Raw genomic sequence first — 12,963 nt, forward strand, 5'->3', positions numbered from 1 at the left:
ATGTTCATCTGCTTTCTATACTGAGTTGGGGAATTCTAGTATATCAGACGAACATGTCTTTTCTGTTGCACTTCATTTTACAATGCGGGGAGATTTTTCTCCGATTCTTGCCAATTAAAAAATGCCTGTGTTCTTTCACTGCTGCAATAATTTATTTTTCATTTTAACAAAGGCATGTTACAGCTTTATTAAGAGGTGCTTGGAGACAGGCCCAACTATTCAAAACGAAGTCAGCACTCTTATCAAGTGTTTCACAAAGACTATTCGTAATTTATCATAGGCGTCTTTTCGTAATAGCGTTATATAAAATATATGAACGATTGATTTGGTCTGTTCAATTCTTCCAGCGCTGAACATGTGGCTGCGGTTTTTCTTTCAAGATTTACATAAAATTGATAATAACAAGATAAAAATCATACAAAGTTTAGCTATAATCAAAGTGATCTTAATATAATGATGGGGGAATTTATGAAGTCAAACGCTAAATCAATAAAACGTTTTGGGATTGCTTTGGCAGCTTCGGCTATGCTATTTGGTGCCTGTGCGAAGTCAGGTGCCATCAAACTAAATACGGATGCGGTTAACAGCTCCTCGGCTGCCAGAAAAACGGCTAACGGAAAAGACGTTGCTATGTATGATACCAATCGGCCCAAGACAGAAGATTATTCAAAAGTTAATGAAAATCAGGCTAAATACGTCTTTCTTTTCATTGGCGACGGTATGGGAATTACTCCTGTCACAGCTGCCGAAAATTATTTGGGAATTACCAAAACAAACAAGGGGGAAGTCTATCCTGACCGCATGAACTTTACTGATATGCCGGTTATCGGTCTCAAAACACAGTACGACTGCCACTCCTTTATCCCAGATTCAGCCTCAACAGCAACAGCTTTTGGTACAGGGATTAAGACACAGACAGACACTCTGGGACTTTCGGGAGATTTCTCAAAATCGGCTGATTCCATTGCCGAAAAGGCTAAACGTTCGGGCAAATCAGTCGGAATCCTGTCCTCTGTAACACTCAACCATGCGACACCGGCTGCTTTTTACGCCAACGAGGAATCCCGCGATTCTTATTATGATATCGGCTTGCAGATGGCAAAAACAAACTTCGATTACTTTGCAGGGGGCTCTTTAAAAGACCGAACCGGAGAAAATGAGGATCAAAAAGATCTCTACAAGGTTTTAAAGGAAAACGGCTATACAATAGCTGACACCAAGCAAAAAGCGAAAAAGATTGATGCAGACTCTAAAAAAGTCTATTTGGTTGCCGAAGACCTCCAGGATGACGGTGCCATGACCTATAAAATTGACCAGAAAAAAGGCGATCAAGATCTAAATGATATGGTCAAAAAGGGGATCGAAGTCATGGAAGACGACCCGGAAGGCTTCTTCATGATGGCCGAATCCGGAAAAATTGACTGGGCTGAGCATGCCAACGATGCTGCGACTACTCTCAATGAAGTCATTGGTTTTCAAGATTCCATTCAGACGGCTATCCGCTTTTACAAGGAACATCCTGATGATACCTTGATTATTGTGACAGCTGACCATGCGACCGGAGGATTTACAATCGGTAATGAATCGACCGGCTATGAAACTTATCTGGATCAACTGACTCACCAAAAAGGATCACAGGTCGAATTTGATAAGATTGTGACGGCAGCTCTTGAGAAGAACCCTGACTTGACATTCGAAGAATTTGCTCCGAAAATCCAAGACTTCTTCGGTTTAAAACTAAAGGCTGACGCTCCTTCTGAAACAATCACCAATGCTCAGGAGGAAGATTATCTGAAGCAGCAGGGCAAAGACCGACTTCTGTGTTCTAAAGAAGAATATGAAAGCCTTAAAAAAGCATTCGAAGAATCTAAAAAAGAATCCGATCAGCAAGATACCAACTACGGCGGCTATGTTCCGGTTTCAATTACTGCAACAAGGATACTAAACAAAAAATCAGGTTTGGCTTGGACGACTACCGACCATTCCGGCGATAAAGTGCCCGTCTATGCCATGGGATCCGGAGCTTACATGTTTGACGGTGAATTTGATGACACAGATGTAGCTGTCCGCATCGGCGAAGCAATGGGCTTCAACGGTAAACCTGCCGGACCTAAAGATGAGATGGAAAAGAAAACGAAAAAGCCAACAGGTGTCGGACAAAAGCCGCCTAAGGCAAAAGAATAACGGTCTCTCTATTTTATCTATAAAAAGAAAGGGGTAATAAGTATTGCCCCTTCTTTCATAACTGAACACGGGCTGAAAGCGTCGAGAAAAAGATAGCCTGCCTTATGCGCAAAGCACATGGCGTTAGCCTCCTATTTTCTTCTCGCTTTCTTAACGCCCTTTGCGACACTTCGATTGGTTAGTCGATCTTACTAAGCAAACGATGTTAGCGGGAGAGGCAGGGAGTGGGAAAGAACCCAAAAATTGAAAATTTTGGTTCTCACCACTCCCTAGTTTCAAGGTGGTGACCTGAAACGGTCTCTCCCCAGACCGTTTCACTCCCACCCCCGCACAGTTGGCTAGGTTTTCCGCTTTGGCCTCGTGGCAAAAGGAAAGCCAGCCAACCACTGCGTCAAGAGCTTATTCCAAAACAGGAATATTGGACAAGTTTTTGTCCAGCCTCATTTGTTATCAAGTGCAAAGCACTTAGATAACAATCCTCTGCCATATCTTAGTAATTGAACACGGGCTAAAATCCTAGTAAAAAAGATAAACGTCCTTGTGTCTTAACGACACAGCGTCCGTTTCCTATTTTTATACGGATTTCTTCACGCCCTTTGTATCTTAAATAAAGGAGAGAACATGAGAAAATATGCATTGCCTCTAATACTGCTGTCTCTGCTCTTTTTGGTGCCGGGCAGCAAGGCCGAAAGCGAAACGGCTTTGCTAAAGAACGAGCCGCGTCTGCAGAAAAAATTTAATGCTGCCTCGGTTAAATTGCCCAAGCACAAGTTTAACCGCAGCAAGCTAACCACTTACAGCGAAATCTACAATTATCTGAAAGCAGAATTCGGCAAACCTGTTAAAAGTGAAAATACCCAAACCGGCGATGGTATTTTTCTGAAGGCCGATTACTTTAAAGATAAAATCAGCGGCAATCAATATTTTGTCGCCAATAATACCATTCCGGACTATTCTCAAGGTCAATTTGTATACTACGGCATTATCGCTTATTCCCAAAAAGCTCTGGATATCGGACTGAAAACAACCGACTACTATCAGCAAAAAGAGAAAATTTTGCTGAGCAATCGCTATGACCCTTATGTTATGAATGATGTTTCTATTTCTTACCGTGAAATCCCGGTGACTAAGAAACAAAAAGCTTACGGCATTTCTATTTTTAATACTAAAGAATATAAAACTTTTCAGGAAGCTGTTTTAAATAAAACGGAGTAGAAAGAAGATGATGAAAGCACTTAAAAACCTTATCAAAACTGCTGTCTTTTGCAGCCTGGCCGCTGTTTGGGCTGTTTCCTTGGCATTTCAAACAAAACCGGCCGCTGCCCGGCAAAACTCCGAACAAATAAGCCGTCTGACGGCTGTCCATAATAAACAAGAATCCCGCAGCCACTTGTTAAAAGCAGACCATGACCACCAAGAACAGCAGTCAGAAAAACAGACTGCCTGGAATCTGCAAAAAGCAGAGTCCCTAAGGCAGAGAATGATGGTTTACCGCCCGTCAAACCAAGGTCGTTTCACGGAGTACTGGGTAGGAACAGGCGTTAAATGGAAGGGCATCACCCTGCCAACCCAAGTTATCAGCAATATTAAAACTAAAGAGATTCTCAAGGTCAGCGTTGACGGGAAAAGCCGCCAGCTGCAGTATTCCAAAACGGGCGAGCTGCCCGGCTGGAACGTTGTTGCTGTTTTTTCAAATCAAAATGACACAAAAGCCAGCAAAAAACACACTTACTTCTTTATCATAAAAGATGGAAAAGAAGCGCAGATTATTGAGCCTGTTTCACTTAAACGGAAGCGCATAGTTTTTACAAGTAAGGGCAGCAGCAAACTGCGCTCTGTCTTCACTGATATTTTTACGCATGACTGAAAAATATCAGTGAGACAAAAATCGGTAAATCGTAATGACAGTACGATTTTGATTTTGTCGTTCCACCTCCAATCAGCAGTGGTTCATTGGTGCTAAAGCGCCTAATGAACTGTGCAGGGGCAAGACTAAGTTGACACAGCCAACAAGTCTTACTCCCAACCACTGCGTCAAACTGCTATATCTTAAATAGTTAAAGTAGGAAAGACTTTTATCCCAGCCTCTTATACTGCCGATTCTTTCTGCTCAGCTGCTTTCTCTCTCCACCAATACTGAGCTGTAGACCAAGTGCCTGGCGCTTGGTTTTTTCGTTTTGGAACCAATATCCTCAAGATTCATGACAGCAGCTTTTTCGCCCAGCTCTTTAGCCGGAATTTCCATGGCCGTCATTGAGGTTTCCAGCATGGCTCCGATTGCCTGACCGGTTAAACTGATCAGCCTGACTTGTTGCGGAACTCTGATCTTCTTTTCTTTCAAGGCTCGCAAAGCTCCAATTCCCTGCGTATCAACCGCTGCCACAATAGCATCTAACTGTGGGTTGCGCCGCAGCAATTCCATGGTGCAGTCATAGCCGTAATCCATGGTATTAACAGGATTGTCAAACTCAGCGGTGGTCTCAGTCAGCCCCAATTCTTTTAAGGCCTTTTGATAGCCCTGATAACGTTCCTTATAGGGAGCTAATGTCATCGTTCCGTTAATCAAGCCAATCTGCCTGCAGCCCTTGTCGGCAAAATATTTGGTTGCCTCGTAGGCACTGGTTTTATAGCCCACAGTAACGCTGCTGATTTCAGGATCCTGCTTTCGCATAATCTGTGTCACGGCAAGGCCGCTGACTTGAATATCTCTGAGCAGCTTTTTGTTGCTGCCGGTTCCTGCGATAATAATGCCATCAACAAAACCATTTCTCAAACGGTTGAGATAGGCTTTTTCAATAGCAGGGTTATCTCCGGTATTGCAAATAAGAGTAGCATAGCCCGCCTTTGTTGCCTCTTCTTCTATGCCCTGTGTGATCTCAGCAAAAGTTGTCATATGCAGATGTGGAATGACAACACCGATGGTGTGGCGTTTCCCTTCTCTGAGACCCTTAGCCAGCACATTGGGCTGGTAGCTCAGTTCTTTTACGGCTTCCATGATGCGCGCCTTTGTTTCAGGGTGAACATAAGCTGAATTGTTCAGAGCTCTGGAAACTGTGCTGACATCGACACAGGCTAATTTTGCAACGTCTTTTAAGGTTACCATCTGCTGTCTCCTTCTGCAAACGATTGTATATTTACTCTTATTATAAGCCTGAAAGGCAAAAAATGCAAGCTCCCTTCTCCTTTTTACTTTTTTATATTTTTTTCAATAATGACTATAAAAAAGCCTGTTTTATACAATTTTTTGCAGAAACAGCGGATACTGTTGACAGCGTTTTCAGTCAATAATATAATGTGTTTTGTAAACAAACGTTTGTACAAAAATCATTTTTAAAGGAGTCTTTCTCATGGCTAAAGTTAAAAACTTCAAAACAATCTTCCCTGCTGTTTCTGTTCCGCTCAACGACGATTATTCTATTAACGAACCGGAATTTCGAGCTTACCTGCGCTGGATCAAAACATTTTACGGCAAAGGTATGGACGGCTTGGTCTGTAACGGTCACACAGGCGAAGTTACCGGACTGACGCGCGAAGAACGCAAACGTGTCGTTGAAATCTGTGCGGAAGAGTGCGGCGATGTTATGACCATCGTTTCCGGTGTTAACTGCGAAAACACAGCTGAAAGTATTGAAATGGCCCGCGAAGCTAAAGAAGCCGGCGCTGATGCTATCCTTTTGATGCCGCCGCACATGTGGCTGCGCTTTGGTATGCACCCTGATGCACCATTTGAATATGTTAAAGATGTTGCTGAAGGTGCTGACATTGATATTGTCATTCACCTCTACCCAGCTACCAGCAAAGCATTCTATCCTGTCGAAACCCTGATTAAGATGTGCAATGAAATCGATCACGTCAAATGTATCAAGATGGGCACGCGCGTAACGTCAATCTATGAACACGATGTTCGTTTGCTGCGTCAAAAATGTCCTGACATTTCCTTGATTACCTGCCACGATGAAACGCTCTGTGTCAGCTGGTTCCCAGGCATGGACGGTGCTTTGATCGGATTTGCCGGCTGTGTTCCGGAAATCATCTGTCCTGCACGTGAAGTCTTCGCCGACCCTGATAAACATACCTTGAAAGAAGCTCAAGATTGGTCAGACCGGATTTTCCATATTTCACAAGCTATTTACGGCGGCGGACAGCCTTCCGGCGAAGCTCATGCCCGCTTGAAAGAAGCATTAGTACAGCGCGGTATTTTCAGCTCAGGATTAATGAGAAAACCTGTACTGCCGCTCAATCAAGAAGAAAAAGACTGGATCGCTCTGGGCCTTGAACGCAGCGACCTGCCTGAAGTTGATATGACTCCATTCAAATAATGTGTATCTGCAGAAATGGAGTAGATTATGACTGATAAAGATAATCAAACTGCTGACTTGTCATCTGTCAAAAAACTTGGTTTTCGGGAAATTTTAAAACGAATCGGACCCGGTTTGATTTTAACAGGTGTTGTTATCGGTCCTGGAAATATCACAGCGTCTGCCATGATGGGAGCAAATTACGGTTATCAGCTGATCTGGCTGGTAATCCCCATCATTTTCATGGGGGTTACCTTCATGCTGACGTCTTACCGTATTTCTATGCTAACAGGCATGCCTATTTTACATGCCATTAGGCACTATTACGGCGGAATTGCTTCCGGTTTTGTCGGCTGTGCTCTCTTTTTATCCTGCCTCTTCTTTACTTTAGGAAATATCAGCGGTACCGGAGCCGGAATGAATCTGATTTTTGGCATCGACTGGAAATTAGGGGCTCTCATTATGCTGGCTGTACTGATGTACTGTTATTTCTCCAAAGGCGTTTACTCAAAGGTTGAAAAAGGTATTTTAATCTGTATCATTGGCATGATTCTTGCTTTTTATGCAACCCTAGTCGCTTCCGGCGGACCGGATTGGGCTGCTTTCGGCAAAGGTTTGGTGCTGTGGAAAGTTCCCAAAGGGAGCCTGAGCACCGCACTCGCTTATATCAGTACCAATGCTGCTGTTACTGCCGGTATCTATGGCACTTATCTGGGAGTTGAGAAAAAATGGAAAAAAGAAGATCTGTTCAATGGGGCCATGTTTTGGGATGCCATAGCGCATGTTGTTACCGTTGTACTGATTTCAGGAGCTATTATTCTTGTGGGGGCTATCGTTTTGCACCCGCAGCATATTGCCATCCAAAATCCGTCACAATTAGCTGATTTACTCGTTCCGTTTTTAGGAAAAGCTGCTAAATTTGTCATGGGAATTGCCCTGCTGGGGGCAGGATTCTCATCGCTTCTTGGCAATACGCAGCGCGGTATGGTTCTTTTGGGAGCAGGATTTGACAAAGATGTGGCCCTCGAATCAAAATTTATCCGCTGGGGCTGTCTGATCTGCCTTGTATTTGCCTGCATTGTCTGCTTTTCTTACAATGGTTCTCCTACCCAACTGATTTTTATTGCAAATGTAGCAACTGCTATTGCAACCCCTGTTGCCGGGCTCTTTGTTATGCTGATTCTGTGGAAGCCGGAAATTCACAAGGGCTACAAAATCCCCAGAATTTTACAAATCTCCATGACTGTCAGCTATATTTTCGTTCTGGCAATGACTGTTTCTGCTCTGGGCGTTTATATCCCACAGCTGATTGAGTCTTTAGGAGGCTAAAACCGTAAAAAAGCCACTTGCGCTTTTAAGCATCTTAGAGCTGTATGCTCTTTATGCTTATCAGCCGGTGGCTTTTTCCTTTTTCGAAGAATGTAGTATAATAGAAGTAACTATTTCCTAAAGCACTAGATAAGGAGTATATTATGGACAATGTCAGAAAAATCGGCATTACCGATACCGTCCTGCGGGATGCCCATCAGTCCTTGATGGCCACCAGAATGCCTCTGGCTGATATGGAGCCCGTCATCCCTTTGCTGGACAAAATCGGCTATGCCTCTTTGGAATGCTGGGGAGGAGCAACTTTTGATGCCTGCATCCGCTTTTTAAATGAAGACCCTTGGGAACGCCTGCGCACCATCAAAAGACTGGCTCCCAACACCCCTTTGCAGATGCTGCTGCGCGGGCAAAACTTATTAGGCTACCGGCATTATGCCGATGATGTCGTTGAAAAATTCATCAGTCGGTCTGCTAAAAACGGGATTGATATTTTTCGGATTTTTGATGCTTTAAATGATGTCAGAAATTTAAAGACTGCCCTCAAAGCTGTTAAAAAGACGGGAAAAGAAGCTCAGCTGACTATCTGCTATACCATCAGCGATGTTCACACCGTCCCTTATTATGTCTCGCTGGCTCAGGAAATGCAGGAGATGGGAGCAGATTCCCTGTGTATCAAAGACATGGCCGGTATTTTGACACCGGCTAAAGGAAAAGAACTGGTAAGTGCTCTGGCTGAAGTCATCCGCATTCCTATTGTCGTGCATACCCACTGTACCAGCGGCATTGCACCTTTGACTTATCAGGCGGTCTTAGAGGCTGGAGCTCAGCGCATTGACACAGCTATTTCACCTTTTAGTGAAGGAACCAGCCAGCCGGCTACTGAGTCCATGGCTATTGTGCTGAAAGAGCTGGGATATGACCACGGACTGAACATGGATTTGCTTGAAGAAGCGGCAGACTACTTCAGACCCTTAAAGGACCGCTATCTCAAGGAAGGCCTGCTCGATCCGAAAATGCTGACGCCGGATCCGCGCTCGCTTATTTATCAGGTGCCGGGCGGTATGCTGTCAAACATGTATTCACAGTTAAAACAGGCCAATGCTGTTGACAAATACGAAGAAGTCCTGAAAGAAATTCCACGGGTCCGCAAGAATCTGGGCTACCCGCCGCTTGTAACCCCGCTCAGTCAGATGGTGGGAACACAGGCAACCATGAATGTTGTATCCGGAAGTGCCTACAAAATGGTACCCAGCGAAATCAAAGCTTATCTGATGGGTCAATACGGACGTTCTCCCGTTCCTATCGATGATGATTTCCGCAGGCAGCTGATTGAGGATGAAGAGGTCATCACAGACCGGCCGGCCGACCATCTGGATCCTGAATTTGACAGCTTAGCTGAACAGGTTTCAGGTCTTGCACAGTCCGATGAAGATATTCTCATTTACGCCCTCTTTCCAAAGGTTGGAAAAGAATTTTTGAAAACAAAATACACTCCGGCAGACACTAAAGAAGACCTTATCAGAGTGTCCGGCAGGTTCTAAAAGAAGGGGGAATCATGGAATTAACCGATATGTTTATTATAACCTTGGCATCCATGGGCTTGGTCTTTCTCATTTTGACCGGCTTAATGTATGTCATTCAGCTGACGGCTGCTCTTGCCAATGCTTCTGACAAAAAGAGCGAACCTGCGCCTTTATCAGCGCAGGCGCCAAAAATTTTGACAGGCCAGAACTTAGTTGACAAAGACAAGCACGCCAAAATAGCCGTCATCACAGCGCTGGCCATTGCCAGTAAAGAAGAAGATAAACAATTTAAAATCGAAAAAGTTGAAAAAGTAGGGAGTCAAAAATGAAAACATATGAAGTGAACGTTAATGGAGATATCTATATTGTCAGCCTGAGAGAGCTCGATGCAGCAGAGGAGACTGCTCCGCCTAAGCAAGCTAAGCAAGCACCTGCGCCTGCAGCAGCTGATCCTTCAGATGGCTATGATATTCAGGCACCGATGGCAGGAAAAATTCTGCAAATTCATAAGACTGTCGGAGATGCGGTCAAAGCAGGCGATACACTATTTACCTTGGAAGCTATGAAAATGGAAACTCCTATTCAGGCACCAAAAGACGGGACTGTTGCTGCTGTTGCTGTTTCAGTCAATCAAACTGTCAATGCCGATGATCTGTTGATGACCATCTGACAAGGAGGATTGCTATGCAAATCATTCATCAATTAATAGAAACATCCGGTTTTTATAATTTAACCTATCAAAATATCATCATGATTGTGATAGCCTGCATCTTCCTCTACCTGGGCATTAAAAAGGGATATGAACCCTACCTTATGATTCCGATTTCTTTCGGGATGCTTTTAGTCAACCTTCCTCTGGCCAATCTGATGGCTGAACCGACAAAGGCTGAAGCTGGCGGGCTCCTCTATTATCTCTACCAAGGAACTCATTTAGGCATTTACCCGCCCTTGATTTTCCTTTGTCTGGGAGCATCAACAGACTTTGAACCGTTGCTGGCCAATCCCAAAACAATTTTACTGGGAGGAGCTGCCCAATTCGGTATCTTTGCAGCCTTCTTTCTGGCTGCCAGCTGGGGGATGTCTCCTCAGGAAGCCGCTTCTGTGGGGATTATCGGTGGTGCTGATGGTCCGACAGCCCTCTTTTTAACATCGAAACTGGCTCCCCATCTGCTCTCTGCCATTGCCCTGGCAGCCTACTCTTATATGGCGCTTATCCCCATTATCCAGCCGCCTATCATAAAACTGCTGACCACTCAAAAAGAGCGTCGCATTGTTATGACAGTCGGCAGAAAAGTCAGCCAGCGCGAAAAAATCATTTTCCCTATTGTTGTTACTATTTTTGTAAGTCTCTTGGTTCCTAGTGCCACAACCCTCATCAGCTGCTTGATGCTGGGCAATTTGGTCAAGGAATCCGGTGTTGTTCCAAACATCACGACTGTCCTGCAAAATGCTTTAATGTACGGTATAACAATCATTTTAGGCTTGACTGTAGGAGCCAAGGCTGACGGAGCTTTATTCTTGTCTGTCACAACCTTAAAGATTACGCTTCTTGGCCTTATTGCCTTTGCAGTGGGTACTGCTTCAGGCGTGCTAATGGGCAAGCTCATGTGTTACCTGTCCAAAGGAAAGATCAATCCAATGATTGGTGCGGCGGGTGTATCAGCAGTGCCAATGGCTGCGCGTGTGGTCCATAAAGAAGGGCAAAAAGAAGATCCTGAGAACTTCTTACTGATGCATGCCATGGGGCCAAATGTTGCCGGCGTTATCGGCTCTGCTATCGCTGCCGGAATTTTGCTGGCCTTCTTCTCATAAAACCAACTTTACTATTAATAAAACAGAGCGAGACCAAAATCAGAATCCTTGAGGAATTGATTTTGGTCTCGCTCTTTAAATGTTAACTTAAAAAATTGACTGTTTAATCGTCCTGCTGTAAAATCGCCAGCGTTTGATAGGGTTTTAAAGTAATTTTAGCAGCAAGCTCGGCATGATCATAATTGCTGATTAAAACCTGCCCTGTCTGATAATTGTCTGCCAAATCAAGCTCTGCTTCAGCTGCTGAAAAATTATTGAGAACCAACAGTTTTTGGCCTTTATAGTTTCGCTCAAAAGCGTAGACTTGAGAACTGTCTTTGTAGGCCGCTTTATAATCCCCTTCTGCTATAATCGGCAGGGTCTTACGCAGGCGGATGAGTTCTTGATAAAATGGAAAAATTTTTCCGCTTTTTTCTTTAGCAACATTAATCTGTTCATAAGTCCGGCCAACTTTCAGCCAGGGCTCAGCCGATGAAAAACCTGCATTGGGGCTTGCATCCCACTGCATGGGCGTGCGCGAATTATCCCGCGATTTAGCCTTAATAATATGAAAAGCTTCTTCAGGAGATTTTCCCTGATCTAACATTTCTTGATAAGCATTAAGACACTCAACGTCCACATAATCATCCATGCTGTCATAATCCGGATCAAGCATACCGATTTCTTCCCCCATATAGATATAGGGCGTTCCGCGTGACAGATGAATGCTGGATGCAAGCATGGTCGCTCCTTCATTGCGGAAATGCTCAACATCAATAAAACGATTGAGTGCGCGCGGCTGATCGTGATTATTCCAAAAAAGAGCGCTCCAGCCGTTTCCGTCACTCATGCCTTCTCCCCAAGTATGAAACAGCGTTTTTAATTCTTCAAAATCAAAGGGCTTGCGTGTCCATTTTTGACCGTTTTCATAGTCAACCTTCAGATGATGAAAATTAAAGACCATAGACAATTCATGGCTGTCTGGATTGCTGTACTGAACACAGTTAGGAATGTCTGTAAAACTCATTTCACCGACTGTCATACCGTCACTGTCATTGCCAAAAGTAGCTTTGTTCAAGAGCTTCAGATAGTCATGATTAATGGGGCGGTCAGTGTATTCCGGCTTGCCGTCAAAGTCAGGATTGTCCTTTAATTCCTCATCTTTGCCAATCAGATTGATGACATCAAAGCGAAAACCTTTGACGCCTTTATTGCGCCAAAAATTAACAACCTTAAACAGTTCATCGCGTACGTGAGGATTGCGCCAATTAAGGTCAGCCTGTGTCTTATCAAAAAGGTGGAGGTAGTATTTACCGCTATCGCCAAAAGGAGCCCAGGCACTGCCGCCGAATTTGGAAACCCAGTCTGTCGGCTGATCTCGTAAAATAAAGAAATCTTGATAATAACGATCACCGGCCAGAGCCTTTTGAAACCACTCATGATCGGTCGAGCAGTGATTGAGCACCATATCCAGCATAATCTCAATGCCGTGCTCCTTAGCTTTGCGGGATAATTCTTCAAAATCTTCCATCGTGCCAAACAAGGGGTTTACAGCTGTATAATCAGAAACATCATAGCCATTGTCCCGCTGCGGACTCGGATAGAAAGGATTGAGCCAGATGACTCCCACGCCTAATTCTTCCAGATAAGGAAGCTTTTCAATAATCCCTTTTAAATCGCCAATCCCATTGCCGGTTGTATCCTTATAAGACTTTGGATAAATTTGATAGACAACCTTTCTCTTGTCTAATGTCATACTATGCTCCTCACTAATAATAAGAGAGCAGGATAAAGACCTCCTTTTCACGTCTGATATCCTACTCTGTTATCTACTATATCAA

General features: G+C 44.1%; 11 protein-coding genes. 9 read left to right on the plus strand and 2 right to left on the minus strand.

What is annotated here, in order from left to right; all coding sequences use genetic code 11:
• Positions 1–453 precede the first annotated feature (453 nt).
• The 3 genes from AC4HAN_RS06710 to AC4HAN_RS06720 all read left to right on the plus strand — a co-directional run bounded on the left by AC4HAN_RS06710 (position 454) and on the right by AC4HAN_RS06720 (position 4,051).
• Positions 454–2,184 carry an alkaline phosphatase gene (locus AC4HAN_RS06710; RefSeq protein WP_491091819.1) on the plus strand — a complete coding sequence of 577 codons (1,731 nt, stop codon included), beginning with the start codon at positions 454–456 and terminating at the stop codon, positions 2,182–2,184.
• 621 nt (positions 2,185–2,805) lie between these two features.
• On the plus strand, positions 2,806–3,399 hold the full coding sequence (locus tag AC4HAN_RS06715) for a hypothetical protein (RefSeq protein WP_491091820.1): 594 nt from the start codon (positions 2,806–2,808) through the stop codon (positions 3,397–3,399).
• Positions 3,400–3,406: 7 nt separating this feature from the next.
• Positions 3,407–4,051, plus strand: coding sequence for a DUF4767 domain-containing protein (locus AC4HAN_RS06720; RefSeq protein ID WP_491091821.1), 645 nt, complete (start codon positions 3,407–3,409; stop codon positions 4,049–4,051).
• A 243-nt stretch (positions 4,052–4,294) separates the two neighbouring features.
• On the opposite strand, the gene AC4HAN_RS06725 is transcribed toward AC4HAN_RS06720, so the two are convergent.
• Entirely contained in the window at positions 4,295–5,287 is a 993-nt protein-coding gene (locus tag AC4HAN_RS06725) for a LacI family DNA-binding transcriptional regulator (RefSeq protein WP_491091822.1), read from the minus strand.
• Positions 5,288–5,531: 244 nt separating this feature from the next.
• On the opposite strand from AC4HAN_RS06725, the gene AC4HAN_RS06730 reads away from it, so the two are divergent.
• From AC4HAN_RS06730 to AC4HAN_RS06755, 6 genes are all read left to right on the plus strand, one after another.
• Entirely contained in the window at positions 5,532–6,503 is a 972-nt protein-coding gene (locus AC4HAN_RS06730; protein ID WP_491091823.1) for a dihydrodipicolinate synthase family protein, read from the plus strand.
• Between the two features lie 27 nt (positions 6,504–6,530).
• The gene (locus tag AC4HAN_RS06735; protein ID WP_491091824.1) at positions 6,531–7,811 is read left to right on the plus strand and encodes an Nramp family divalent metal transporter; all 1,281 of its coding nucleotides are present in this window, start codon (positions 6,531–6,533) and stop codon (positions 7,809–7,811) included.
• A 143-nt stretch (positions 7,812–7,954) separates the two neighbouring features.
• Positions 7,955–9,349, plus strand: coding sequence for an oxaloacetate decarboxylase subunit alpha (locus tag AC4HAN_RS06740; RefSeq protein WP_491091825.1), 1,395 nt, complete (start codon positions 7,955–7,957; stop codon positions 9,347–9,349).
• A gap of 14 nt (positions 9,350–9,363) precedes the next feature.
• Positions 9,364–9,660, plus strand: a complete 297-nt coding sequence (locus AC4HAN_RS06745; RefSeq protein WP_491091826.1) for an OadG family protein — start codon at positions 9,364–9,366, stop codon at positions 9,658–9,660.
• Positions 9,657–10,001, plus strand: coding sequence for a biotin/lipoyl-containing protein (locus AC4HAN_RS06750; protein WP_491091827.1), 345 nt, complete (start codon positions 9,657–9,659; stop codon positions 9,999–10,001). The genes AC4HAN_RS06745 and AC4HAN_RS06750 overlap by 4 nt, the downstream gene beginning before the upstream one ends.
• A 14-nt stretch (positions 10,002–10,015) precedes the next feature.
• Positions 10,016–11,143 carry a sodium ion-translocating decarboxylase subunit beta gene (locus AC4HAN_RS06755; RefSeq protein ID WP_491091828.1) on the plus strand — a complete coding sequence of 376 codons (1,128 nt, stop codon included), beginning with the start codon at positions 10,016–10,018 and terminating at the stop codon, positions 11,141–11,143.
• Between the two features lie 103 nt (positions 11,144–11,246).
• On the opposite strand, the gene treC is transcribed toward AC4HAN_RS06755, so the two are convergent.
• Positions 11,247–12,878, minus strand: coding sequence for an alpha,alpha-phosphotrehalase (treC, locus tag AC4HAN_RS06760; RefSeq protein ID WP_491091829.1), 1,632 nt, complete (start codon positions 12,876–12,878; stop codon positions 11,247–11,249).
• Between the last annotated feature and the right edge of the window lie 85 nt (positions 12,879–12,963).

This window comes from Streptococcus sp. ELY_86 (genome assembly GCF_058314495.1).